21 protein-coding genes are annotated in these 23,700 nt (G+C 73.3%); 8 read left to right on the forward strand and 13 right to left on the reverse strand.

Annotated elements, in window-relative coordinates; genetic code table 11:
- Positions 1–3 precede the first annotated feature (3 nt).
- Genes ACH5A8_RS19935 through ACH5A8_RS19970 form a run of 8 tightly spaced genes read right to left on the reverse strand, consistent with a single transcriptional unit; the run spans position 4 to position 7,143 of the window.
- The gene (locus tag ACH5A8_RS19935; RefSeq protein ID WP_399003641.1) at positions 4–1,998 is read right to left on the reverse strand and encodes an NADH-quinone oxidoreductase subunit L; all 1,995 of its coding nucleotides are present in this window, start codon (positions 1,996–1,998) and stop codon (positions 4–6) included.
- Positions 1,995–2,396 carry an NADH-quinone oxidoreductase subunit NuoK gene (gene nuoK / locus ACH5A8_RS19940; RefSeq protein ID WP_399003643.1) on the reverse strand — a complete coding sequence of 134 codons (402 nt, stop codon included), beginning with the start codon at positions 2,394–2,396 and terminating at the stop codon, positions 1,995–1,997. The genes ACH5A8_RS19935 and nuoK overlap by 4 nt, the downstream gene beginning before the upstream one ends.
- Complete coding sequence (locus ACH5A8_RS19945; RefSeq protein ID WP_399003645.1) at positions 2,396–3,043, reverse strand: NADH-quinone oxidoreductase subunit J; 648 nt, start codon at positions 3,041–3,043, stop codon at positions 2,396–2,398. The genes nuoK and ACH5A8_RS19945 overlap by 1 nt, the downstream gene beginning before the upstream one ends.
- A complete protein-coding gene (locus ACH5A8_RS19950; RefSeq protein WP_399003647.1) occupies positions 3,040–3,609 on the reverse strand; it encodes a NuoI/complex I 23 kDa subunit family protein in 570 nt (189 codons plus the stop codon). The genes ACH5A8_RS19945 and ACH5A8_RS19950 overlap by 4 nt, the downstream gene beginning before the upstream one ends.
- The gene (locus ACH5A8_RS19955; protein ID WP_399003649.1) at positions 3,610–4,578 is read right to left on the reverse strand and encodes an NADH-quinone oxidoreductase subunit H; all 969 of its coding nucleotides are present in this window, start codon (positions 4,576–4,578) and stop codon (positions 3,610–3,612) included.
- The gene (locus ACH5A8_RS19960; protein WP_399003651.1) at positions 4,575–6,029 is read right to left on the reverse strand and encodes an NADH-quinone oxidoreductase subunit C; all 1,455 of its coding nucleotides are present in this window, start codon (positions 6,027–6,029) and stop codon (positions 4,575–4,577) included. The genes ACH5A8_RS19955 and ACH5A8_RS19960 overlap by 4 nt, the downstream gene beginning before the upstream one ends.
- On the reverse strand, positions 6,026–6,730 hold the full coding sequence (locus ACH5A8_RS19965) for an NADH-quinone oxidoreductase subunit B (protein WP_399003653.1): 705 nt from the start codon (positions 6,728–6,730) through the stop codon (positions 6,026–6,028). The genes ACH5A8_RS19960 and ACH5A8_RS19965 overlap by 4 nt, the downstream gene beginning before the upstream one ends.
- Entirely contained in the window at positions 6,721–7,143 is a 423-nt protein-coding gene (locus ACH5A8_RS19970) for an NADH-quinone oxidoreductase subunit A (protein ID WP_399003960.1), read from the reverse strand. The genes ACH5A8_RS19965 and ACH5A8_RS19970 overlap by 10 nt, the downstream gene beginning before the upstream one ends.
- Positions 7,144–7,386: 243 nt before the next feature.
- Between ACH5A8_RS19970 and ACH5A8_RS19975 the strand changes: the two genes are divergently transcribed.
- From ACH5A8_RS19975 to ACH5A8_RS19995, 5 genes are all read left to right on the forward strand, one after another.
- Positions 7,387–8,691 carry a sensor histidine kinase gene (locus ACH5A8_RS19975; RefSeq protein ID WP_399003655.1) on the forward strand — a complete coding sequence of 435 codons (1,305 nt, stop codon included), beginning with the start codon at positions 7,387–7,389 and terminating at the stop codon, positions 8,689–8,691.
- A 180-nt stretch (positions 8,692–8,871) separates the two neighbouring features.
- On the forward strand, positions 8,872–10,245 hold the full coding sequence (locus ACH5A8_RS19980) for a sensor histidine kinase (RefSeq protein ID WP_399003656.1): 1,374 nt from the start codon (positions 8,872–8,874) through the stop codon (positions 10,243–10,245).
- A 426-nt stretch (positions 10,246–10,671) separates the two neighbouring features.
- On the forward strand, positions 10,672–11,343 hold the full coding sequence (locus ACH5A8_RS19985) for a LuxR C-terminal-related transcriptional regulator (protein WP_399003658.1): 672 nt from the start codon (positions 10,672–10,674) through the stop codon (positions 11,341–11,343).
- A gap of 252 nt (positions 11,344–11,595) precedes the next feature.
- A complete protein-coding gene (locus ACH5A8_RS19990) occupies positions 11,596–13,524 on the forward strand; it encodes a 2-oxoacid:acceptor oxidoreductase subunit alpha (protein ID WP_399003660.1) in 1,929 nt (642 codons plus the stop codon).
- Positions 13,517–14,596, forward strand: a complete 1,080-nt coding sequence (locus ACH5A8_RS19995) for a 2-oxoacid:ferredoxin oxidoreductase subunit beta (RefSeq protein WP_399003662.1) — start codon at positions 13,517–13,519, stop codon at positions 14,594–14,596. The genes ACH5A8_RS19990 and ACH5A8_RS19995 overlap by 8 nt, the downstream gene beginning before the upstream one ends.
- An 82-nt stretch (positions 14,597–14,678) precedes the next feature.
- On the opposite strand, the gene ACH5A8_RS20000 is transcribed toward ACH5A8_RS19995, so the two are convergent.
- Positions 14,679–15,104, reverse strand: coding sequence for a winged helix-turn-helix transcriptional regulator (locus ACH5A8_RS20000; RefSeq protein ID WP_399003664.1), 426 nt, complete (start codon positions 15,102–15,104; stop codon positions 14,679–14,681).
- A 93-nt stretch (positions 15,105–15,197) separates the two neighbouring features.
- On the opposite strand from ACH5A8_RS20000, the gene ACH5A8_RS20005 reads away from it, so the two are divergent.
- A complete protein-coding gene (locus ACH5A8_RS20005) occupies positions 15,198–16,052 on the forward strand; it encodes an SDR family oxidoreductase (RefSeq protein ID WP_399003666.1) in 855 nt (284 codons plus the stop codon).
- A gap of 137 nt (positions 16,053–16,189) precedes the next feature.
- The gene (gene rarD, locus ACH5A8_RS20010; RefSeq protein WP_399003668.1) at positions 16,190–17,197 is read left to right on the forward strand and encodes an EamA family transporter RarD; all 1,008 of its coding nucleotides are present in this window, start codon (positions 16,190–16,192) and stop codon (positions 17,195–17,197) included.
- 170 nt (positions 17,198–17,367) lie between these two features.
- Here rarD and ACH5A8_RS20015 read toward each other — a convergent pair whose 3' ends face one another.
- Positions 17,368–18,810: a tetratricopeptide repeat protein gene (locus ACH5A8_RS20015; RefSeq protein ID WP_399003670.1), complete on the reverse strand. Its 1,443-nt coding sequence runs from the start codon at positions 18,808–18,810 to the stop codon at positions 17,368–17,370.
- A gap of 177 nt (positions 18,811–18,987) precedes the next feature.
- Between ACH5A8_RS20015 and ACH5A8_RS20020 the strand changes: the two genes are divergently transcribed.
- On the forward strand, positions 18,988–19,581 hold the full coding sequence (locus ACH5A8_RS20020) for a DUF6668 family protein (protein ID WP_399003672.1): 594 nt from the start codon (positions 18,988–18,990) through the stop codon (positions 19,579–19,581).
- 108 nt (positions 19,582–19,689) lie between these two features.
- Here ACH5A8_RS20020 and ACH5A8_RS20025 read toward each other — a convergent pair whose 3' ends face one another.
- From ACH5A8_RS20025 to ACH5A8_RS20035, 3 genes are read right to left on the reverse strand one after another with little or no spacing between them, the layout of a single operon-like run.
- The gene (locus tag ACH5A8_RS20025) at positions 19,690–20,580 is read right to left on the reverse strand and encodes an ABC transporter permease (RefSeq protein ID WP_399003674.1); all 891 of its coding nucleotides are present in this window, start codon (positions 20,578–20,580) and stop codon (positions 19,690–19,692) included.
- Positions 20,567–21,661 carry an ABC transporter ATP-binding protein gene (locus ACH5A8_RS20030; RefSeq protein ID WP_399003676.1) on the reverse strand — a complete coding sequence of 365 codons (1,095 nt, stop codon included), beginning with the start codon at positions 21,659–21,661 and terminating at the stop codon, positions 20,567–20,569. The genes ACH5A8_RS20025 and ACH5A8_RS20030 overlap by 14 nt, the downstream gene beginning before the upstream one ends.
- Before the next feature lie 36 nt (positions 21,662–21,697).
- On the reverse strand, positions 21,698–22,915 hold the full coding sequence (locus ACH5A8_RS20035) for an outer membrane lipoprotein carrier protein LolA (RefSeq protein ID WP_399003678.1): 1,218 nt from the start codon (positions 22,913–22,915) through the stop codon (positions 21,698–21,700).
- Positions 22,916–23,700: the final 785 nt, after the last annotated feature.

The following is a 23,700-nucleotide window of genomic DNA, read 5'->3' on the forward strand; positions in this document are numbered from 1 at the left end:
TGCTCACGCTCCCGCGGCGACGAGGACGACGGCGACCGCCAGGACGACGGTGCCGGCGAGCAGCGCGCTCACATAGGTCTGCACATTGCCGGTCTGGGCGCGCCGGACGGCGGCCCCGAGCAGCCGGGGTACGCCTCCGGCGGCGCGTACGTAGGTCTCCACGACCTCGCGGTCCAGGAACCGGACGAGACCGGCCGCGGCGAGGACGGGGCGGACGAAGAGGGCCGCGTACACGGCGTCGAGGTGGAAGCCGACGGCGGCGTGCCGGTGCAGCGGACCGAGCAGCAGCCGTCCGGGGTCCGCCGGGTCGGGTGCGTAGGCGATGTCGCCGTAGGCGGGCCGGTGGCTGGCGATGGCCTCGGCCTCGACGAGTCCGGCGTCGGCCTCGTGGTGGGCGGCGACCGCGCCCATCGGGACGCGGGCCGCCAGCGCGGTGGTGTGCCGCCAGGCGCCGTAGCTCACGACGCCACCGGCCAGGGCCAGACCCGTGCCGAGCACGGAGGTGGTCAGGGCCGGGGCGAGGGAGCCGCCGCCGAACCAGTCGGGCAGCACCCGGAAGGTCAGGCCGCCGAAGGCGAGGGAGGGCACGGCGAGCACCCAGAGCACGGTGTTCATGGTCAGGGGCTGCTTGCCGTGGCTGGGCGCGTCGGCGCCCCGGCCGCGGAAGGCCAGCAGCCACAGGCGCATCGCATACGCGGCGGTGAGCACGGCGGTGAGCAGGCCGGACACGAGGACGATCCAGCCGGCCGCGCCGGGCGCGTGGGCGGTGTGACCGGTGGCGGCGTGCTCGGCGGCGCCGAGGACGGATTCCTTGGAGAAGAAGCCGCTGAAGGGAGGGATCGCGGCGAGGGCGAGGAGGGCGACGGTCATCGTCCAGTAGGCGTCCGGGACGCGGTCGCGCAGGTTGCCCATGCGGGACATGGCGGCCAGGGAGTTGGTGCCGGCGGCGTGGATGACCGTGCCGGCGGCGAGGAACAGCAGCGCCTTGAAGGCGCCGTGGGACAGGAGGTGGAAGACGGCGGCGCCGCGGTCGCCGACGGCGAGCGCGCCGGTCATGTAGCCGAGCTGGCCGATCGTCGAGTAGGCGAGGACGCGTTTGATGTCGTCCTGGGCGAGCGCGGCGAGCGCCGAGCCGGCCATGGTGACGGCGGCCATAACGGCGAGGACGGTCATCGCGGCCGAGGATGCCTGGAAGACGGGGAGGAGCCGGGCGACGAAGTAGACGCCGGCGGCGACCATCGTCGCGGCGTGGATCAGCGCGGAGACCGGAGTGGGGCCGGCCATCGCGTCGGGCAGCCAGGTGTGCAGCGGGAACTGGGCCGACTTGCCGGCCACGCCCGCGAGGAGCAGCAGGGCGATCAGGGTCGGGTGGTGCAGGCCGCCGCTCGCGACGGTGCCGAGGATCGGGGTGATTCGGAAGGAGCCGGCATCGGTGGCGAGGGCGAACAGGCCGATGAGGAAGGGGACGTCGCCGAGCTTGGTGACCAGGAAGGCCTTGATGGAGGCGGCGCGCGCCTCGGGGGTCTCCCAGTAGTGGCCGACCAGGAAGTAGGAGCAGATGCCCATGATCTCCCAGCCGACCAGCAGCACGATCAGGTCGCCCGAGTAGACGACGAGCAGCATCGCGGAGGTGAACAGGGAGACGAGCGCGGCGTAGGAGGGGTAGCGCGGGTCGTCGCGCAGGTAGCCGGTGGAGTAGATCTGCACGCAGGTGGCGACGACGCCGACCAGGATCGCGACGAGCGCGGCGAAGCCGTCGATGTGCAGGGCGAGGTCGACGGGGACCGAGCCGGTGGGGGTGAGTTCGGTACCGGCGTCGATCGCCCGGCCGCCGCCCTGGTCGGCGGCGACCAGCACGGCCAGGACGAGGGCGGCGAGGGTCGGCAGGACCGCGAGCGGGCGGACGAAGCCGGGGGCGGTGCGGCCGAGCAGCAGTCCTGTCGCGGCGCCGAGGAAGGGAAGGAGGGGGACGAGGACGGCGAGGGTGGTCGTGGTCACGTGGTGGCCTCAGCCTTCTCGGCGGCCCGCGCGGTCGCTGCGGCGTCGCTGTCGTGGCCGGGGTCGGGGTCGTCGTCGGGTCCCTCGGCGGCATCGCGGAGCCGGTCGATGTCCGAGGTGCCGCGGTTGCGGTACACGGCGAGGACGATCGCCAGGCCGATGCCGATCTCCGCGGCGGCGATGGCGATGGTGAACAGGGTCAGGGCCTGCCCGGAGTGCAGGGTCTCGACGGCGGCCTTGCTGAGCCAGACGTCGAAGGCGACGAGGTTCAGGTTGACGGCGTTGAGCATCAGCTCGACGGACATCAGGACGAGGATCGCGTTGCGGCGGGCGAGGACGCCGTACAGGCCGGTGCAGAAGAGGAGGGCGGAGAGCACGGCGGGATAGGCGAGGTGCATCAGCGGGCGCCTTCCTCGGTGGCGTCGTCGCCGCGAGCCCCGGGGAGCCGGACGGCGGGCGGCTGCGGCTGCGGGGCGGTCGGGCCCGGCTCGGTCCTGTTCTCCTTCTCCGCCTTGGCCTTGCGGGACAGGACGATCGCTCCGACCAGGGCGGCCAGGAGCAGGACGGAGAGGGCCTCGAAGGGCAGGACCCAGTTCTGGAAGAGGCTCTCGCCGGTGACCTTCGTGGTGCCGGCGGCGGCGCCGTCCAGGTCGATCCAGGTGGTGCGGAAGGCGTCGACGACCACCCAGACCAGGGCGGCAGCGGCGACGACGGCCACCGCGAGGGCGGCCCGGCGGTTGGGCGAGTCGGCGTCCGGGGAGCGGCCGATGGGCGCCTTGGTGAGCATCAGTCCGAACAGGAGGAGGACGACGACGGAACCGACGTAGATGAGGACCTGCACCCAGGCGATGAACTCGGCGGTGAGCAGGAGGTACTCGACGGCGAGGCCGCCGAGGGCCACGACCAGCCACAGCGCGGCGTGCACCAGCTGCTTGGTGGTGACGGTGACGAGGGCAGCGCCGAAGGTGGCCAGGCCGACGAGGAGGAAGGCGATCTCGACGCCGGACGGGGAGAGGAAGCCGGGCGTCTGGGCGGCGAGGTTCACTCGTCCCCCTCCTCGGTCACGGCCTGCGCGGCCTCGGCCTCCTGCTGGGCGGCCAGCTTCTCGGCCGTCTTGTGGGCGGCGGCCAGCTCCTTGGGCTCCTCCGCGCCGGGGTCGAGGGCGGGCGGGGCCGGCACGGTCCACATCCACTCGCGCAGCTTGTCGCGCTCGTGGGTGAGGTCGCGGATGTCGGTCTCGGCGTACTCGAACTCCGGCGACCAGAACAGGGCGTCGAAGGGGCAGACCTCGATACAGATGCCGCAGTACATGCACAGGGAGAAGTCGATGGCGAAGCGGTCGAGGACGTTGCGGCTGCGTTCCCGGCCGCCGGGGGCCGCCGCGGGGACCGTCTCCTTGTGGGAGTCGATGTAGATGCACCAGTCGGGGCACTCACGGGCGCACAGCATGCAGACCGTGCAGTTCTCCTCGAACAGGCCGATGACGCCGCGGGTGCGGGGCGGCAGGTCGGGCTGGGTGTCCGGGTACTGCTCGGTGACGGTCTTCTTCGTCATCGTGCGCAGGGTGACGGCCAGGCCCTTGGCGAGGCCGGAGCCGGGGATCGGGGCCATTTAGGAGATCACCACCTTGACGATGCCGGTGAGGGCGATCTGGGCGAGGGAGAGGGGGACGAGGAGGGTCCAGGAGAACTTCTGCAGCTGGTCCTCGCGCAGCCGCGGGTAGGTGACGCGCAGCCAGATGACGACGAAGGCGAGGACCGCGGTCTTCAGCAGCGTCCACACCCAGCCGAGGCCGTCGGCGCCCCAGGGGCCGTGCCAGCCGCCCAGGAACAGGACGGTGGTCAGGCCGCACAGGACGACGATCCCGGCGTACTCGGCGAGCAGGAACAGGGCGAAACGCAGACCGGTGTACTCGGTGTACGCGCCGAAGATGATCTCCGAGTCGGCGACGGGCATGTCGAACGGCGGGCGCTGCAGTTCGGCGAGGCCGGCGACGAAGAAGACGACGGCGCCGACGATCTGCCAGGGCACCCACCACCAGTGGAAGGCGTCGAGGATGCCGGGCAGGGAGACGGTGCCGGCCGCCATCGCCACGGAGGCGGCGGCGAGCAGCATCGGCAGTTCGTAGGCGAGGAGCTGGGCGGCGGTGCGCAGACCGCCGAGGAGGGAGAACTTGTTGGCGGAGGCCCAGCCGGCCATCAGCGCGCCGAGCACGCCGACGCCCATCACGGCGAGCACGAAGAAGACGCCCGCGTCCAGGACCTGGCCCACGGCGCCCTCGCCGGGGCCGATCGGGACGGCGAGGAGGACCAGCAGATACGGCAGGAGGGCCACGGCGGGGGCCAGTTGGAAGACACGGCGGTCCGCGCCCGCCGGGACCACGTCCTCCTTCTGCGCGAACTTGACGCCGTCCGCGACCAGTTGCGCCCAGCCGTGGAAGCCGCCGGCGTACATGGGGCCCAGGCGGCCCTGCATGTGGGCCATCACCTTGTGCTCGGTCTGACCGACGATCAAGGGGAAGGTCAGGAAGACCACGAAGACGATGAGGAGTCGCAGGGCGACGTCGACCACGCCGTTCACTGCGGGCCTCCCTTGGGGTCTTCGTGGTGGTCAGGGGTTTCGGGGGCTTCCCGGGGTTCCGCGTCCTCGGGGGCTTCCGGGGCTTCGGAGGCTGCCTGGCCTGCTTGGGCCGCCTGGGCTGCCGGGCCGGGGGTCTCCGGGCCGGTGGTCTCGGGGGTGCGCTTCGGCTGCGGTTCCGGTTCGTCGAATGCCGGGCGGGCGTGGTGCCAGGGGGCGTCCGAGCCGCGCGCGGCCGTAGGGGCCGTGGGCGGCGCGGACTCGCCGGGGGTCTCGGAGGCCTCGGGAGCGGTCCGCGCCCGCTGGGACGCCGAGCCCCCCGACGCGCTCCGCGCGCGGCGAGGGCCGGACGGCCGTGCTCCAGGGGTCCCGGTGCCGCCTTCGGGCGGGGTGACCGGTTCGTGGGCCACCGAGGCCTCCGCGGCCGGTCCGTCCGCCGCCGCGACGTCCGGCGTGGCGCCTTCGGCCGCGGCCTGCTTCCGCGCCGCGGCGCTCTCGGGCGACGCGGCGCTCTCGGGCGATACGGCGCTCTCGGGCGATGTCGGCGCCTCGGGGCCCGCGTCCTCGGGACCAGGTGCCGTCTGGCTCACGGACCCCTGGCTCGCGCTGCGCGTCCGGCGCGGCCTGGCGGCGGCTCCGGACGCGGAACGCGCCTCGGCCGACGCGGGGCCCTGGTCCACCGGGGTCCGGCCCGCCGGCGCCTGGCTCTCCGGGACCTGGCTCTCCGGGGACTGCCCCGGTGAGGCCTGGTCCGGTGCGGCCTGGCTCGCCGAGCCTCCGGCCGCCGTGCGGGTACGGCGCACCGGGCGGTCACCGGCCGCGCGGGCGGGCCGTTCGGCCGGCGTACGGCCGGCGCCGCGCGCGGGACGGGCCGGGGCGGCCGGGAGCCGGCCCTTCATGGGGCCCCACTCGTTGGGGTCGGGCACGCCCGGGGGGAGCATCTGCCGGCGCTTGGGCCCGCCGTGGTCGGACTCACCCGGCTCCTTCGCCCCCGGCCAGGCCTTGGCGACGCGGGCGGCCAGGACGAAGTCCTTGCGCAGGGGGTGGCCCTCGAAGGTCTCCGGGAGGAGGAGGTGGTCCAGCGACGGGTGGCCCTCGAAGCGGACGCCGAACATTTCGTGGGTCTCGCGCTCGTGCCAGGCGGCGCCCGCGTACACGTCGACCGCGGTGGGCAGGGCGGGCGCCTCGTGGGGGACCGTCGTGCGCAGCAGCAGCCGTCGTACCGGGGCGAGGGCGACGACGTGGGCAGAGACCCGGAACCCCGTGCCGGGCTCGTCGACCGCGCTCAGCCAGTCGAAGTAGGTACAGCCCAGCTCGTCGCGGGCGGTCAGCAGCGCGGACAGCCACGCGTCCGGCGGTACGTCGACCGTCAGAACGTCGTAGGACTCCTCCGCCGTGGCCGCCGCGCCGAACAGTTCCTCAGCGGGCGCGGGCAGCCAGCCGACTCCGGTCATCGCGCGTTCCCCTCGGTGCCGTCGGCGGAACCCCCGGCGGCGGGCGGTGCGACCAGCCCGCTCCGCAGCGCCGCCGTCGACGGGCGCGCCGTCCCGGTCCCGTACCGCTCCCCCAGCGACTCCCTGGCGATCTTCTCCTGGAGCTTGAGGATCCCCTGGAGCAGCGCCTCCGGGCGGGGCGGGCAGCCGGGGACGTAGACGTCCACCGGGATGATCTGGTCGACGCCCTTGGTGACGGAGTACGAGTCCCAGTAGGGGCCGCCGCAGTTGGAGCAGGCGCCGAAGGAGATCACGTACTTCGGCTCGGGCATCTGCTCGTACAGACGTTTGACCGCCGGGGCCATCTTGTCCGTGACCGTGCCGGAGACGACCATCAGGTCGGCCTGGCGCGGCCCGGGCGCGAACGGGATCACGCCGAGGCGGATGAAGTCGTGGCGGGCCATCGACGCGGCGATGAACTCGATCGCGCAGCAGGCGAGGCCGAAGTTGAAGACCCACAGCGAGTAGCGGCGGCCCCAGTTGAGGACGACCTTCATCGGTTCGGGGGCCAGGCGGGAGAGCACACCCAGCCGCTTCGGCTCCAGCGCGACGGACTCGGACGGCGTGACGGGGTCGGGCAGCGCGACGGGCCCGGGGGCCGAGGGGCTCGTGCCCGGGCCGTTCGAGTCCGGGCTGTTCGGGACCGTGGGGTTCACGTCCATGCCAGGACGCCCTTCTTGTATGCGTACAGCAGGCCCACGGTCAGGAAGCCCAGGAAGACGAACATCTCCACGAGCGTCGCCGCGCCGTAGCCGGGGGCGGCGAAGACCGTCGCCCAGGGGAACAGGAAGATCGAGTCGACCGCGAAGATCACGTACAGGAAGGCGTAGACGTAGTAGCGGACCTGGGTGTGGGCCCAGCCCTCGCCGACGGGGTCGACACCGCACTCGTAGGTGAGGAGCTTCTCCGGCGTGGGGACGACCGGGCGCAGCAGCCGGCCCGCGCCGAACGCCACGGCGACGAACAGCACACCGACGACGGCGAGCAGCCCGGCGACCGAGTAGGAGTGGAAGTAGTCCGCCGCGACGACGGTCGACCCCCGCACCGTCTCCGGCAACGTCTCAGGCACCGTCAGTCCCTCGCTCCCTGGCCTCGTGATGTCCGCGACATCCTCGACATCCGTGATGTCGGCGATGTCTGTTTTGTCGTGAAGTGCATGCTTCGCGTTCGACGATCTGTACGCACGGGAGTCTAGGCCCTGATAAAGAGCCGGTAAGCAGCCCGTCACAGGGTGGGACGCGGGGTGGGGTTATCCCCCGCCGGACCTGGGCGGCCGACCTCATGGCGCACGGGCCCGCCACGCGGCACGCTAGCCCGTATGACCGCACCTATCTCCTCCGCCGCCGGCCCGGCGGCGTCCGGCTCCGGGGCCAGGGACCAGGGCCGAGGGGCCCGGACGCAGGACCCCGGCCCGGGCCAGGACCGGCTGCCGCCGGCTCGCTTCGCCTACGGCCTGCCCACCTGGAAGGAGATCACGCATCTCCTGGCGAACCTGCCGGTGTCGATCTTCGGCTTCGTCTATGTGATGTGCGTGGTGTTCGTCGGCGGCCCGCTGACCGTGACCGTGATCGGTTTCCCGATGCTGGCGGCCGGGCTCGCGGGGGCGCGGCAGCTGGGCAGGCTGGAGCGGGCCCGGGCGCGGAAGCTGCTCGGGGTACGGATCGAGGAGCCGAGCAGGCTGCCGCTGGGCCGCACGCAGGGCTGGCTCAACCGGCTGTGGCTGACGCTGAAGGACCCGGTGGGCTGGCGCACGATCCTGTACGACTTCATCCGGCTGCCCTGGGGCGTCCTCACCTTCTGCATCACCCTGACCTCCCTGTTCGTGCTGTGGCCGGTGCTGCCCTTCATCGCGCGCGGGCTGACGAACGTGGACCGGGCGATGGTGCGCGCCCTGCTGTCGCCCTCCGACGAGCTGGAGCGGCGGATCGCGGAGCTGGAGTCGGACCGGGGCGTGGTGGTGGACACGGCCGCCGCCGACCTGCGCCGCATCGAGCGGGACCTGCACGACGGCGCCCAGGCGCGGCTGGTCAATCTGGCCATGGGACTCGGTCTGGCCAAGGAGAAGCTGCTGGAGGGCCAGTCGGACGAGCTCGTGGCGGCGATGGTCGAGGAGGCGCACGGCGAGGTGAAGCTGGCGTTGCAGGAGCTGCGGGACCTGGCGCGCGGCATCCATCCGGCGGTGCTGACCGACCGCGGTCTGGACGCGGCCCTCTCGTCGGTCGCCTCGCGCTGCACGGTGCCGGTACAGGTGACGGCCGACCTTTCCGAACGCCCCGCCGAGGCCATCGAGGGCATCGCCTACTTCACGGTCTCCGAGCTGCTGCAGAACATCAGCAAGCACAGCGGCGCGAGGTCGGCGTCGGTGGAGGTGTGGCGCTCGGAGGACCGGCTGCTGATCCAGGTGCGGGACGACGGCCGCGGCGGTGCGCGGCTGGACGGCGGCACGGGCATGCGGGGGCTGGCGGAGCGGCTGGACGCCGTCGACGGGCTGTTCGTCGTCGACTCTCCCGAGGGCGGTCCGACCGTCGTCACGGCGGAGCTGCCCTGGCGGGAACGCACGGCCGGCCAGAACGTCGGCGAGGCGTCCGGCAAGGGGTCCCGCAAGGAAGCGCGCAGGGGGTAGGGAAAACCCCCGGGCCAAGACGCCGACACGCTCCATGGTCCCGTGACCTGCGGTCCAGCAGGCTGGAGGTACAAGCGGGACCACCACGAGAACGTGACGCGCAGGACGCGGAAGACACGGACGAGGCACGCGACACGCGGCACGCGGCACGCGGCACACGAGGGGAACGGGACGACGTCGATGGCCACCCAGTACGGATCGCAGTACGGGCAGGGACACGGGTACGGGTACGGACCCTCGGGCGGGGCGGGGTACCGCGACGAGGGCGCGGAACGCCGGCATCTGCTGCCCGCGGGGCTGCGGGCGCCCTTCGAGGCGCGCAGCTGGCGGGAGCTCGGGTACGTGCTGCTGGGGCTGCCGGTCGGCATCGCGCTGTTCACGTACGCCGTCACGATGGTGTCGCTGGGCGCGGGCCTGCTGGTGACGTTCCTCGGGATCCCCGTGCTGGCGGGGGCGCTGGTGGGCTGCCGGGGCTTCGGCGCGCTGGAGCGGGTCCGGGCGCGCGGGCTGCTGGGCCTGGAGGTGGGCGATCCGGAGCCGCTGCGAATGTCCGGCCGGGGGGTGCTGGCCTGGACGGGGGCGGTGCTCAGGAGCGGCGCCTCCTGGCGGGCCCTGCTCTACGCGGTGGTGCAGTTCCCGTGGGCGGTGTTCTCCTTCGTGGTCGCCGTGGTCTTCTGGTCGCTGGGCTGGTCGCTGCTGACGTATCCGCTGTGGTTCTGGGTCTTCCCGATGTGGGCGGGGCAGGGCGGCATCCAGCTCTTCGGCGACGACCACCACAGCGTCTACCTCGACAACCCGTTCGAGATCACGGTGACCGCGCTGGTGGGGCTGCTGCTGACGCTGGCGACGCCGTGGATCGTGCGGGCGCTGACCACGGTGGACCGGGTGCTGGTGCACGGGCTGCTCGGGCCGTCGCGGCTGTCGGCGCGGGTGGTGGAGCTGGAGTCGGACCGGGGGGTCGTGGTCGACACGGCCGCCGCCGACCTGCGGCGCATCGAGCGGGACCTGCACGACGGCGCGCAGGCCCGGCTGGTGGCGCTGGCGATGGATCTCGGGCTGGCGAAGGAGAAGCTGGCCGAGGACCCGCGGGCGGCGGCGCGGATGGTGGACGAGGCGCACGGCGAGGTGAAGACGGCGCTGCAGGAACTGCGGGACCTGGCGCGCGGCATCCACCCGGCGGTGCTGACCGACCGCGGACTGGACGCGGCCCTGTCGTCGGTCGCCTCCCGCTGCACGGTGCCGGTGCGGGTCGAGGTGGACCTGGCCGAGCGGCCGGCGCCGGCGATCGAGGGGATCGCGTACTTCACGGTCTCCGAGCTGCTGCAGAACATCAGCAAGCACAGCCGGGCCCGGTCGGCGGCGGTGGACGTGTGGCGCTCCGAGGACCGGCTGCTGCTGCAGGTCACGGACGACGGGACCGGGGGCGCCGACACCGCCGGGTCGGGGCTCGCGGGGCTGGCTGAGCGGCTGGACGCGGTGGACGGGGTCCTGCTGGTGGACTCGCCGGCCGGCGGACCCACCCGGGTGACGGCGGAGCTGCCCTGGCGGCGCTGAGCACGGCCGGACTCCGGTGACTTCGTTCCCCGTGTGACGGCGGAGTCACCGGAGGCGTGTGACGGCGGCCCGCCGGCCGCGACCGTACGGGTCGCGGCCGGCGGGCCGAGAACGTACGGGTCACGGCCGACGAGCCGAGAACGTACGGGTCACGGCCGACGAGCCGAGAACGTACGGGTCGCGACCGGCGGGGCCCGGAGTCATGGGAACTCGGGCGGTCGCCGAGGGCCGGGGCGCACCCGTCCCGAGCCCGGACTCCCCCGAGGCGAGCCCCTCGCGCGCCCCCGAGGCCCGCACCCGGCGGCCCGGAGAAAGCCCCCGACTTCCCCGGCTCGGGCGCGGCACGGTCCGGATGCTGGAATGCTGGACCATGTGCCGTCGTCCGTACGGACGGCCGTGGAACGAGGCTGTGGGGGGCCGAGGATCGTGGAGGACAGGGTGCGTGTGGTCATCGCCGAGGACTCGGTGCTGCTCAGAGAGGGCCTGACCCGGTTGCTGACCGACCGGGGGCATGACGTGGTGGCCGGTGTCGGCGACGCCGAGGCGCTGGTCAAGACCATCACCGAGCTGCATGAGGCGGGCGAGCTGCCCGACGTCGTCGTCGCGGACGTGCGGATGCCGCCGACGCACACCGACGAGGGGGTGCGGGCGGCGGTGCGGCTGCGCAAGGCCCATCCCGGGCTGGGGGTGCTGGTCCTCTCGCAGTACGTGGAGGAGCGCTACGCCACGGAGCTGCTGGCCGGCTCCAGCCGCGGGGTCGGCTATCTGCTGAAGGACCGGGTGGCCGAGGTGCGGGAGTTCGTGGACGCGGTGGTCCGGGTGGCCGAGGGGGGCACGGCCCTGGACCCGGAGGTGGTCGCCCAGCTGCTGGGGCGCAGCCGCAAGCAGGACGTCCTGGCGAACCTGACCCCGCGCGAGCGCGAGGTGCTGGGCCTGATGGCCGAGGGGCGGACCAACTCGGCGGTCGCCCGGCAGCTGGTGGTGAGCGACGGCGCGGTGGAGAAGCACGTCAGCAACATCTTCCTGAAGCTCGGCCTGTCGCAGAGTGACGGGGATCACCGGCGTGTTCTCGCCGTCCTCACCTATCTGAACTCCTGACCGGTTGACACTGTGTCAGTAACGGCCGGCGTCGAGCCGATCACGAGTGCGGCGAGAGAGCGGGCGAGGAGCATTCCGAAGGAGGATCCGGCGGGTCGGCACGGCGTCAAGAGCACAGCATCGGACCGTCTCACGGGTACGTCCAGCATGCGAACGGTGCGGGGAAGGCGAACCTGACGGTCGTAGGGTTGAAACCGGGAATGGTCTTCGCGAAGGCCTCTCCCACAGCCGCCTCGAAGGAGGTCCAGTTCAGTGACCAGCCAGGTCAGCAGTCCAGCGGAACAGGCCGACGGAGCCGTCCTAGGAGAGCAGCGCGGGGCGGCCGGAACGAAGGACGTCCGCCGTCTGGACCGGGTGATCATCCGCTTCGCGGGTGACTCGGGCGACGGCATGCAGCTCACGGGGGACCGTTTCACCTCCGAGACGGCGTCCTTCGGGAACGACCTGTCGACGCTGCCGAACTTCCCGGCCGAGATCCGTGCCCCCGCGGGCACGCTGCCGGGTGTGTCCTCCTTCCAGCTCCACTTCGCCGACCACGACATCCTCACCCCGGGCGACGCGCCCAACGTGCTGGTCGCGATGAACCCGGCCGCCCTGAGGGCGAACATCGGCGACCTGCCGCGCGGCGCGGAGATCATCGTGAACACCGACGAGTTCTCCAAGCGCGCGATGCGGAAGGTCGGCTACGACGCGTCCCCGCTGGAGGACGGTTCGCTGGACGGCTACCAGCTGCACCCGGTGCCGCTGACCACGCTGACCGTGGAGGCGCTCAAGGCGTTCGACCTCTCCCGCAAGGAGGCCGAGCGCAGCAAGAACATGTTCGCCCTGGGCCTGCTGTCGTGGATGTACCACCGACCGACCGAGGGCACCGAGAAGTTCCTGAGAGCCAAGTTCGCCAAGAAGCCGGACATCGCGGCGGCGAACATCGCCGCGTTCCGCGCGGGCTGGAACTTCGGCGAGACGACGGAGGACTTCGCCGTCTCCTACGAGGTCGCCCCCGCCTCGCAGGCCTTCCCCGTGGGCACCTACCGCAACATCTCGGGGAACCTGGCCCTGGCCTACGGCCTGGTCGCGGCCTCCCGCCAGGCGGACCTGCCGCTCTTCCTGGGCTCGTACCCGATCACCCCGGCCTCGGACATCCTGCACGAGCTGTCCAAGCACAAGAATTTCGGCGTGCGCACCTTCCAGGCCGAGGACGAGATCGCCGGGATCGGCGCGGCGCTGGGGGCCGCCTTCGGCGGGTCGCTGGCGGTGACGACGACGAGCGGCCCCGGCGTGGCGCTGAAGTCGGAGACGATCGGCCTGGCCGTGTCGCTGGAGCTGCCGCTGCTGATCGTCGACATCCAGCGCGGCGGCCCCTCCACGGGCCTGCCGACCAAGACGGAGCAGGCGGACCTGCTCCAGGCGATGTACGGCCGCAACGGCGAGGCCCCGGTGCCCGTCGTCGCCCCGCGCACCCCCGCCGACTGCTTCGACGCGGCCCTGGACGCGGCCCGGATCGCGCTGACCTACCGCACCCCGGTCTTCCTCCTGTCCGACGGCTACCTGGCCAACGGCTCCGAACCGTGGCGGATCCCGGAGCTGGAGGAGCTGCCCGACCTGACGGTGCGGTTCGCCTCCGGCCCCAACCACACCCTCGCCGACGGCACCGAGGTGTTCTGGCCCTACAAGCGGGACGCCAGAACGCTGGCCCGCCCCTGGGCGGTCCCCGGCACGGCGGGCCTGGAGCACCGCATCGGCGGCATCGAGAAGCAGGACGGCACGGGCAACATCTCCTACGATCCGGCCAACCACGACTTCATGGTCCGCACCCGCCAGGCCAAGATCGACGGCATCGAGGTCCCGGACATCGAGGTCGACGACCCCGACGGCGCCCGCACGCTGGTGCTCGGCTGGGGATCGACGTACGGGCCCGTCACCGCCGCCGTGCGCCGGCTGCGCGCGGAGGGCGAGGCGATCGCGCAGGCCCATCTGCGCCACCTCAACCCCTTCCCGAAGAACCTCGGCACGGTCCTGGGGCGCTACGACAAGGTCGTCATCCCCGAGATGAACCTGGGGCAGCTCGCCACCCTCGTCCGGGCGAAGTACCTGGTGGACGCCCACTCCTACAACCAGGTCAACGGCATGCCCTTCAAGGCCGAACAGCTCGCCACGGCTCTCAAGGAGGCCATCGATGGCTGAGACGTCCACCCGCGGCGCGGACACCGTCCAGGCGCTCTCCCTGGTGCCCAAGGCCGAGGCCAGGCAGTCGATGAAGGACTTCAAGTCCGACCAGGAGGTTCGCTGGTGCCCCGGCTGCGGTGACTACGCCATCCTCGCCGCGGTGCAGGGGTTCATGCCGGAGCTGGGGCTCGCCAGGGAGAACGTCGTCTTCGTCTCCGGCATCGGCTGTTCCTCCCGCTTCCCGTACTACATGAACACCTACGGGATGCACTCCATCCACGGCCGGGCGCCGGCGATCGCGACAGGGCTGGCGACCTCGCGGCGCGACCTGAGCGTCTGGGTGGTCACCGGTGACGGTGACGCGCTCTCCATCGGCGGCAACCACCTCATCCACGCCCTGCGCCGCAACGTCAACCTGAAGATCCTGCTGTTCAACAACCGGATCTACGGCCTGACCAAGGGGCAGTACTCCCCGACCTCCGAGCTCGGCAAGATCACCAAGTCGACGCCGATGGGCTCGCTGGACGCGCCGTTCAACCCGGTCTCCCTCGCCCTGGGCGCGGAGGCCTCCTTCGTGGCGCGGACCATCGACTCCGACCGCAAGCACCTCACCGAGGTGCTGCGCCAGGCCGCCGCGCACCCCGGCACCGCGCTCATCGAGATCTACCAGAACTGCAACATCTTCAACGACGGCGCCTTCGACGCCCTGAAGGACAAGCAGCGCGCCGAGGAAGCCCTGATCCGCCTCGAGCACGGGCAGCCGATCCGCTTCGGTGCCGACGGCGGCCGCGGTGTGGTGCGCGACCCGCGCACCGGTGACCTGGAGGTCGTCGCCGTGACGCCCGGCAACGAGGGCGACCTCCTCGTCCACGACGCGCACGCCGCCTCTCCGACCACCGCCTTCGCCCTGTCCCGCCTGGCCGACCCGGACACCCTGCACCAGACCCCGATCGGCGTGTTCCGGTCCGTCGAGCGCCCGGTCTACGACACGCTGATGGCCGACCAGCTCGACACCGCGATCGAGCAGCGCGGCAAGGGCGACCTGGCCGCCCTGCTGGCCGGCGGCGACACCTGGACGGTCGTCGGCTGACAGGACGTACGGCTCACTGGGGCCTGTCTGACACATCCCCGTCGTTCGCCCCTGAGGCAGGCGGGGATGTGTCGGACGGGCCCTAAGCCCGGGCGCCCCGCGCGGCCCGGGCCTCGTCGTACACCCGGCGGGCCCGCTCCACGTCCGCCATGCGGGCCTCGGTCCACCGGGCCAGCGTGCGCACCTGTTCGGCGGCCTCGCGACCGAGGGCCGTGAGGGAGTAGTCGACGCGCGGCGGGATCACGGGCTTCGCGTCCCGGTGCACCAGACCGTCGCGCTCCAGGGTCTGCAGCGTCTGCGTCAGCATCTTCTCGCTGACCGCTTTCCCGCTCACCCGGCCGATGGCGCGGCGCAGCTCGCTGAAGCGGTGCGGGCGTTCGAGCAGCTCGATCAGCGCGAGCACACCCCAGCGGCTGGTGACGTGCTCCAGGACCAGCCGGTACGGACACAGCGCCGGATCGGCGCTCCTCCTCGCGGCTCCCGCCGCCTCCACCGCACTCACCGTCATACCGGTACCTTACTTCAAAGTGGGTACTTACGAATCGATAGTGCACCTCCTAGGGTGAGTGTCAGAAGCCACCCCACAAGGAGATTCGCCCCCATGAGCATCGTCGTCACCGGCGCCACCGGACACCTCGGCCGCCTCGTCGTGGAACAGCTGCTGGAGAAGGTCCCGGCCGACCAGGTCACCGCGGTCGTGCGCACCCCGGAGAAGGCCGCCGGCCTCGCCGCGCGCGGGGTGCGGATCGCGGTCGCCGACTACAACGCGCCCGAGACCTTCGACGGCCTGTTCGCCGCCGGCGACAAGGTGCTGCTCGTCTCCGGCAACGAGTTCGACAAGGGCCGCGTCCAGCAGCACCAGGTCGTCATCGACGCCGCCGGGGCGGCCGGTGTCGCCCTGCTCGCCTACACCAGCGCCCCCGGCAGCCTGAAGGCCGCCCTCGCCGACGACCACCGCGGCACCGAGGAGGCGCTGCTCGCCTCCGGGCTGCCGTACACGCTGCTGCGCAACGGCTGGTACCACGAGAACTACACCGAGACCCTCGCCCCGGTGCTGGAGCACGGCGCCCTGGTGCACGCCGCCGGCGCGGGCCGGCTCTCCTCCGCCACCCGCGCCGACTACGCCGCGGCGGCCGTCGCGGTGCTCACCGGCGAGGGTCACGAGAACCGGACGTACGAGCTGGGCGGGGACGAGGCGTGGGGCTTCGACGAGTTCGCCGCCGAGCTGAGCCGGCAGACCGGCAAGGAGATCGCCTACCGGCAGGTGAGCGTCGAGGAGTACCGGGACGTCCTGGTCGGCGCCGGGCTGCCGGGGCCGCTCGCCGGGATCCTGGCGGACGTGGACGCCTCCATCGAGAAGGGCGAACTGGTGGTCGACAGCGGTGACCTGTCCCGCCTGACCGGCCGTCCCACCACCCCGCTGGCCGAGGCGATCGCCACCGCCCTCAAGGGCTGAGCCGCCCCGTCCGGGCGTCCGGGATCCCCCACCCCCGCCTGTCATGACCGTATTGCGATACGGGCATGACAGGCGGGGGTGTCCGGCGCTACCTTCTTGCTTGCTGCACGGGCGCAGCCGGGCGAGAAGGAGGGGCCGTGACCGACAAGCCGAGCGGCGAGAGCCGCACAGGACTGCTGAACGGCTTCGCCGCCTACGGGATGTGGGGCCTGGTGCCCCTGTTCTGGCCGCTGCTGAAGCCCGCCGGCGCGGTGGAGATCCTCGCCCACCGCATGGTGTGGTCCCTCGCCTTCGTCGTCGTGGCCCTGCTCGTCGTACGGCGCTGGGCCTGGGCGGGCGAACTGCTGCGCCGGCCGCGCAAGCTCGCCCTGATCGTGGTCGCCGCCGCGGTGATCACCGTCAACTGGGGCGTCTACATATGGGCCGTCAACAGCGGCCACGTGGTCGAGGCGTCCCTGGGCTACTTCATCAATCCGCTGGTCACCATCGCGATGGGCGTGCTGGTCCTCAAGGAGCGGCTGCGCCCCGTGCAGTGGGCGGCGGTGGCCACCGGCGCCGCCTCCGTGGTGGTGCTCACCGTCGGCTACGGCCGGCCGCCGTGGATCTCCCTGTGCCTCGCCTTCTCCTTCGCCACCTACGGCCTGGTGAAGAAGAAGGTCAACCTGGGCGGCGTCGAATCGCTGGCCGCCGAGACCGCGGTGCAGTTCCTGCCGGCGCTCGCCTATCTGCTGTGGCTGGGCGCGCACGGCGACGCGACGTTCGCGAGCGAGGGCGCCGGACACGCCGCGCTGCTCGCCTCCACCGGCGTCGTCACCGCGCTGCCGCTGGTCTGCTTCGGCGCCGCCGCGATCCGCGTGCCGCTGTCCACGCTGGGGCTGCTGCAGTACCTCGCCCCGGTCTTCCAGCTCGTGCTCGGCGTCGTCTACTTCCACGAGTCCATGCCGGCCGAGCGCTGGGCCGGGTTCGCGCTGGTCTGGCTGGCGCTGTCGATGCTGACCTGGGACGGCCTGCGCACGGCCCGCCGCACCGCCCAGCTGCGGGCGCGAGCGGCGGCCGGAGCGGCGGCCGGGGCAGCGGGGCGGGTTCCGGCGCCGGGCACCGGACCGGTGGAGACGCCGCAGAGCGCCGATCCTGTGGAGGCTTAGGAGGCCCCTGCGGGTCCTCCGAGGGGCCCGGGCGGCCCGTGGAGGACCGGGCGAACCCGTGGAGGACCGGGCGAACCCGTGGAGACTCGGCGGCTCGGCCCGTCCAGGGACCTGGTCGCCGTGCGGCGATGCGATCACTCGCCGCTGTCCGGCGGGACCGGATCGGCCCGTCAGTCCTCTCGGCCGGGGGCGGGGCGGCCGGCCGGTTCGGCTGCCTGCCGGCGCGCTCGCTCGGTGAGGCGGTCCATCCGGGCGTGGGCGGACTCCAGTTCCTCGATGTCCTCGGCGGCCGGCCCCTCCTCCTCGGTGAGCCCGGTCCACAGCGCGATCAGCTCGCGGCCGAGGTCGAGGCCCTGCCCGGGGTCGCGGACCGCGCGCCAGGCCGTGGCCGCGCTCTGGACGTCGCCGTAGGCGCCCTCGGCGTCCCCCGCGCGACGGTGGACGCGGGCCAGGTCGAGCGAGATCCGGAAGGCACGCAGCGGTTCGCCCGCCAGATAGGCGACGTATGCCAGCAGCTCCCGCAGCCGCAGCACCTCGGGGTGCTCCGGGCCGAGCGTGCCGGAGGCCTCCGTGACGGTCCCGGAGGCGAGAGTGGCCGCCTCCTCGATCCGGCCCGCCCTGACCGCCTCGTTGATCCGCGCCAGGGGTTCGGCGAGCAGGACGGGGCCCTCCTCGCCGTCCGCGATCCTCGGGTCGTCGCCGAGCACCGCCTCGGCCACGGCGTCGAAGCCGCGGGCGGGAGTGGGCTTCGGGTCGGGGTCGGCGGCGGCCATGACGGCCTCCGGCAGGACCGCGGCGCGCGGGGCGGTGCCGCGTGACGCGCTTACGGGCCGCAGGCCCGCGTCGGCCGGGGCGGCGTCCATCACCGGCGGCGGGCCGAACCGCCCCATGGGCGCCACCCCGGCGCCCTGCGGCGTGCCCGGGGGCACGGCGGGAGGCGTGGTCCGGCCGGTCGTGTCCCCACCGGCCGTGCCGTGGGCCGGGTCCGGTTCGGGGCGCGGCGCGAGGGGCGGGGCGGCCTCGGCGGCCGACCGCGCCTCGGGCACCGCGCGCAACGGGAACGTGGGCGAGGGCTCCCGGGCCGGCTCCGGCACCCGCCGCAGCACACGCGTGGGCCTGTCCTGCCGCGGACCCTCGTCCTGCCGGGGCGCTTCCCGGGGCGGCTCGTGGATCTGCCCGGCCCCCGGCGGCCACGGCGCGGGCCCGGCAGGCTCCGGAGCGGCGGCCGTGCGCAGGGGTTCGGCCGTGCGCAGGGGTTCGGCCGTGAAGACGCTGGAGCCGTCCGCGCGGACCTGGAGGGGGACGACGTAACCGATGCGTTCGTCGGTGACCGTGGCGAGGACGGGCCGGCCGGCGGCGAGGGCGAGGCGGTGCAGGTGGTTCAGCACGGCCTGCTGGATCTCCTCGCCGGGGGCCGACTGGATCCGCACGCCGTCGACCGAGGCCCAGACCGGGGCGCCGGTGCCGGCCGCGTGGCCCGCGCCGGTCCCGTCCGCAGGTCCCGTTCCGGCTCCGTCCGCGGGCACATGGACGGCGATCGGCACCGCCACGGACGCCGCCGAGCGCGCGGCGCGCTTCTCTTCCCGCTTCTTCTCGCGGCTCAGTCGAGACATCGTCTCCCTCACTCGGATGCGAGCCGTCCGGCCCTGCGCGTACTGTCGAGTCTCTCCGCTCGCCTGCGCTCCCCACGTCACCACGACGTCACAGACTCGCACCAGGAACCGCGCCCCTGTGACCGGGGTAACGCTCCGAGCGACACGAACACCGGGATGACGAGGGAGGGAACGAGCATGCGAAGTGGTGTGCGACGGGGACCGGAGATATGGATCCGCGGGCCGGTGGCCGCCGCCCACGCCCACGCGGGTTCCCATCCCGGCGCCGAGGCCGTGAACGGCCCCGTCACCGGCGCACCGGTGCGTATGCCCGGCCACGGCCCGGGCATGCCCGGGCCGATGCCCTCCGGCACGCCCGGAGGGTACTCCTGGGTGGCCGCGCACGGCGGCGCCGGCACGACCACCCTGGCGGCCGTCTACGGCGGCCACGACTGCGGACGGGACTGGCCGGGGCCCGGCGCGCCCTGCTCGGTGCTGCTCGTCGCCCGGACGCACGCGGCCGGGCTGGCGGCGGCCGGGCGGGCCGTGGAGGTGTTCCGCCGGGGCACGGCCCCGGCCGGGCTCGGCCTGGCGGCCGTCGTGCTCGTCGCGGACGCGCCGGGCCGGCTGCCGCGACAACTGGCCGAGCGGGTGCGGCCGATCGAGGCCGTCGTCGAGGTCCACCGCGTCCCGTGGGTGCCCGGCTGGCGCGTCGGCGACCTGAGCGGCAGGCCGCCGCGCGAGGCCGAACCCCTGGCCCGCCTCACCGCCACGGCGACGCACCACCGCTGACGGACCCTCCGCCCGGAGAGGACCAGGACCTGAGCGACCCTCCGCCGGAGAAGGCAGCGGCCCTCCGCCCTAAGAGGTCCTGCGCATCCCCCAGCCGCCGCGGGCGGCCTAAGCGGTGACATCCTTCGTCGTGAACCGTGCCCAGGCCGCCGAGCCGAACACCGCCGCGTACAGCGCCTGCAGTTCGAGGTTCTTCAGCAGGTCGTCCCAGTAGACCGGCTCGCGCATGAGGTCGGCGAAGGAGAGCCAGCGGTGCGGGAAGAGGTACGGCTGGATCGCGTGCAACTGCGGGATCTGGTCGAGGATCTGGATGGTGATCAGCAGCCCCACGGTCGTCGCCATGGCCGCGATGCCGCTGTCGGTCAGCGTCGAGACGAACAGTCCGAGCGCCGCGAGGCCGGTCAGCGACGCGGCGACGACCAGGGCGATCAGCAGGGCCCGGCCCAGCCCGTCCGCGAAGCCGATCCGCGTGCCGGAGATCGTCGTCAGGTCGCCCAGCGGGAAGAGCAGCGCGCCCACGGCGAGGGCCGACACGGCGACGACGAGCGTGGCGACCAGGCAGAACGCCATCACCGTGACGTACTTGGTGAGCAGCAGGCGGGTGCGGCCTGCCGGGGCGACGAGCAGGTAGCGCAGGGTGCCCGCGTCGGCCTCGCCGGCGATCGCGTCCCCCGCGACCACCCCCACGGCCAGCGGCAGGAACACCGGGAGTGTCGCCGCCAGCGCGGTGAAGACCAGGAACAGCCCGTTGTTGGTGATCTGCGCCATGAAGGCCGGCCCCTCACCGCCCCCGTGCGCCGGCGCACCACCCCTCGTCTCGATCCGGACGGCCACCCCGACGAGGACCGGCACGGCGGCCAGCACCCCGAGCAGGGCGAGGGTGCGCCACCGCCGGAACGTGGTCGTCAGTTCGCTGCGCAGCAGCCCGAGTGTCCACAGCGGACCCGCCGCCCGTACGCCGGCGCCGCCCTGGAGTGTCACCGACTCAGCCCGCGACATCGAACCCCTCTCCCGTGAGCGCGACGAACGCGTCCTCCAGTGACGCCCGTTCGACGCCGAAGCCGCGGACGCGGACGCCCGCCGTCACCAGCGCGGCGTTCACCTCGGCGAGGTCGCGCTCCGGCGGTTCGCCGGTCACCCGGTCGCCGCCGACCGCGATGTCGCCGACGCCCTGTTCCTTCAGCACCCGGGCCGCCTCGCCCGGATCGGGCGTGGCGACCACCAGCCGGCCGCGCGCCCCGGCGGCCAGTTCGGCGACCGCGCCCTGGGCGATGAGCCTGCCCTGGGCCATGACCGCCGCGTGCGTGCACACCTGCTCGATCTCGTCGAGCAGGTGGGAGGAGAGGAAGACGGTCGTGCCGTCGGAGGCCAGCTCCCGGACCAGGGCGCGGATCTCGCGCATGCCCTGCGGATCGAGGCCGTTGGTCGGCTCGTCCAGGACGAGCAGCCGGCGCGGCCGGAGCAGTGCGGCGGCCAGGCCCAGGCGCTGTTTCATGCCCAGGGAGTACGCCTTGGCCTTCTTGCCCGCGGCGCCCGTCAGACCCACCCGGTCCAGCGCGGCGGCGACGCGGGCCCGACGGGTGCGGGGATCGGCGGTCGGGTCGGCGGCGTCCTGGCGCAGCAGGTTGTCGCGGCCGGAGAGGAAGCCGTACAGGGCGGGTCCCTCGATGAGCGCGCCGACGTGCGGGAGCACGGCACGGGCGGAGCGGGGCATGGGCCGCCCGAGCACCCGCGCCGTGCCGGAGGTGGGCTCGATGAGCCCCATCAGCATGCGGATGGTGGTGGTCTTGCCGGAGCCGTTCGGACCGAGGAAGCCGAAGACGCTGCCCGCCGGGACGGTCAGGTCGAGACCGTCGACGGCCAGCTGCCCGCCGCGGTAGCGCTTGGTGAGCGCCCGGGTGTGGATGACTTCGTCGTCGTCCCCCGTGTCCCGCGCCGCCGCCTCGGCCGCGTACGGCCGCGCCGCCGGGACCGTACCCGGGCCCGTCGGGTCCGGCGCCGGCCGCGACGCGGTCACCGGCGGCGGGGCCGGGGCACGCTCCGCCTCAGGGCGTGGTTCCGTGGCGGACGCCTCGTCCATCGGCTTCCTCGATTCGGTCGTGCCCCTCGCGTCCGGTCACCGCCCGGCGTCGGCCGCCTTCACCAGCGTGTCCTTGGTGACCGTGCCGACGTAGACCTTGCCGTCGTCCGTGATCAGGGCGTTGATCAGGCGGGTGGAGAAGACCGTTCCCTTGCCGAACTCGCCGGACACATGGTCGCCGAGCGAGCCGAGGAAGCCGTTCAGGTCACCCTTGCCGGAGGACGACGGGATGCCGCCCTTGGCGCCGGTGTCGAACGTGGCGACGGAGTTCCAGCCCTTGCCGAGGACCTTCATGCCCTCCCCGCCCTCGAAGGGACCCTTGCCCGGGGCCAGTCCTCCCTGGGGGGCGCCGGACGCGCGGGAGTGCCGCGGAGCCTTGGCGTCCTTGTCCTCGGTGATCTTCGCGCCCTTGGGCGGGGTGAAGTCGAAGGTCCCGGCGGCCGGCTTGGCGAAGTCGATCCGGGTGAAGCCGGCGTCCACGACGGCGGCGCCGCCGCCCGCCGGGGTCAGCGTGAACTTCAGCGGCAGCCCGGTCCGGGAGTCCACCGCGATGCTGATCGCGCCGACCGTGGTGCCGGAGGCGTGCTTGGGCTTGATGACCAGCTTGTAGGCGTCCCGGCCGGCCACCTGGGCGGTGCCGTCGACCGTCACCGAGGTGGTGTCGTCGACCGACTTCAGGGCCTGGTCGGCGAAGTCCTTCGGCGTGGCGGGCGCCTCGCCCTTCTTCCCGTCCTGGGCGGCGGTGCCGTGGAAGACCTCGTCGGACTTGCTGTCGTAGCCCCAGACGTCCTTGCCGTCGTGGATCAGGCTGTACTCGGCGGCGCTCTCGATCAGGGAGACCTTCTGCCGGTCCGGCCCGTCGGCCGCGACGCGCAGGGTGTGCGTGCCGGAGGCCAGCTCGGTCAGCTTGGCGGACGGGTCGGCGGACGAGCCGGAACCGCCCCCGGCCGCGCCGGAGGTGAGCCCGCTCGTCAGGCCGCCGAGGTCCGGCAGGCCCAGGTCGGTGCTGATCTTGACGGTGCCGGACAGCTGCTGGACGTCCGACTGGGCGATCTTGTCGATGAGTTGCTGTGCGGTGATCTTCGGCAGGTCGGGGTCGCCGGAGTCGGCGAGCGCCGGGACGAGCCCGATGGTCGCCGCCGCCACCCCCACCACCGCGACCGGGACGGCGTAGCGCGCGGCCTTGCGCCGTGCCGAGTACCGGCCGTCGGCCTCCTCGGCGCTCCTGCTGTCGTCGGATTCGTACGGTGCCATGTGTGCCTTACCTCCGTCGTCGGCGGCGGCTCCCCGTCTCTGCTGCTCCCACCCCGAGCCGCCATTCTCACCCGAATCGGTGAGGAGTGGTGTGGTCCGTGGTTCCATCTGACCAAATCGACGGCTCGCAGACGTCAGCCCGCGGAGGCAACTCCGCCTACGCCTGCGGTATGACACCCGGGGGCAAGCCCCTCCCCCCACCCCTAGGGGGCCGGCCGGGGCGGACCGCCGGGAGGAGGCCGCCCGCCGGGCGCCGCAGGGCTCGGGGCGGGGGACGGAGGCCGCCAGGAGCGGGCGACTGGACCGGGCGGGCACCGAGAGGACAGCGGAACGCGCGGCCACACGGACGTGGAAGCGGACGGCTGAGCCCCGCCGCCCCGTCGCGCCACCCCGTCACACGGCGCCGCGCGACGTCCACGAAGGACCACGGCATCACACGGCACCGCCCGACGGGCGCGGAAGACCACGGCATGACCCGGCATCGCCCGGCCGTCCGGCGCACCGGCGCCGGGCCGGCCCGGTGGACCACCGCGTCGCGCGGCGGAATCCGGAGCGCCGGGAGCGCACGCGCGCCAAGGGCCGTCCCGTGATCCCTGGTGGGTCAGCGTGCGGCGTCAGACGCTGGGAGCGCCTCCCACGCCGTTCAGGCGGTGGGGGAGAGCATCGCAAGGCGGAGGGACGCCCGAACACTGGATGTCTGCGGGCGTTCCGACAACGCGGCGTGGGGGTAGCCCCGGCCGGAGGCTGGGGGAGTGCCGTGGCTGTCGTCGCGCGCCCGCCAGGGA

Source organism: Streptomyces sp. NPDC018610, from assembly GCF_044391765.1.
Taxonomy (GTDB): Bacteria; Actinomycetota; Actinomycetes; order Streptomycetales; family Streptomycetaceae; genus Streptomyces.

Bases quoted from the DNA above. Each gene is read 5' to 3' on its own strand.
- ACH5A8_RS19975 (WP_399003655.1), top strand. From the start codon at position 7,387: ATGACCGCACCTATCTCCTCCGCCGCCGGCCCGGCGGCGTCCGGCTCC.
- ACH5A8_RS20025 (WP_399003674.1), bottom strand. From the start codon at position 20,580: ATGTCGCGGGCTGAGTCGGTGACACTCCAGGGCGGCGCCGGCGTACGG.
- ACH5A8_RS20035 (WP_399003678.1), bottom strand. From the start codon at position 22,915: ATGGCACCGTACGAATCCGACGACAGCAGGAGCGCCGAGGAGGCCGAC.
- ACH5A8_RS20015 (WP_399003670.1), bottom strand. From the start codon at position 18,810: ATGTCTCGACTGAGCCGCGAGAAGAAGCGGGAAGAGAAGCGCGCCGCG.
- ACH5A8_RS19950 (WP_399003647.1), bottom strand. From the start codon at position 3,609: ATGGCCCCGATCCCCGGCTCCGGCCTCGCCAAGGGCCTGGCCGTCACC.
- ACH5A8_RS20030 (WP_399003676.1), bottom strand. From the start codon at position 21,661: ATGGACGAGGCGTCCGCCACGGAACCACGCCCTGAGGCGGAGCGTGCC.
- ACH5A8_RS19960 (WP_399003651.1), bottom strand. From the start codon at position 6,029: ATGACCGGAGTCGGCTGGCTGCCCGCGCCCGCTGAGGAACTGTTCGGC.
- ACH5A8_RS19980 (WP_399003656.1), top strand. From the start codon at position 8,872: ATGGCCACCCAGTACGGATCGCAGTACGGGCAGGGACACGGGTACGGG.
- ACH5A8_RS20000 (WP_399003664.1), bottom strand. From the start codon at position 15,104: ATGACGGTGAGTGCGGTGGAGGCGGCGGGAGCCGCGAGGAGGAGCGCC.
- ACH5A8_RS20020 (WP_399003672.1), top strand. From the start codon at position 18,988: ATGCGAAGTGGTGTGCGACGGGGACCGGAGATATGGATCCGCGGGCCG.
- ACH5A8_RS19995 (WP_399003662.1), top strand. From the start codon at position 13,517: ATGGCTGAGACGTCCACCCGCGGCGCGGACACCGTCCAGGCGCTCTCC.
- ACH5A8_RS19965 (WP_399003653.1), bottom strand. From the start codon at position 6,730: ATGGACGTGAACCCCACGGTCCCGAACAGCCCGGACTCGAACGGCCCG.
- nuoK (WP_399003643.1), bottom strand. From the start codon at position 2,396: ATGCACCTCGCCTATCCCGCCGTGCTCTCCGCCCTCCTCTTCTGCACC.
- ACH5A8_RS20005 (WP_399003666.1), top strand. From the start codon at position 15,198: ATGAGCATCGTCGTCACCGGCGCCACCGGACACCTCGGCCGCCTCGTC.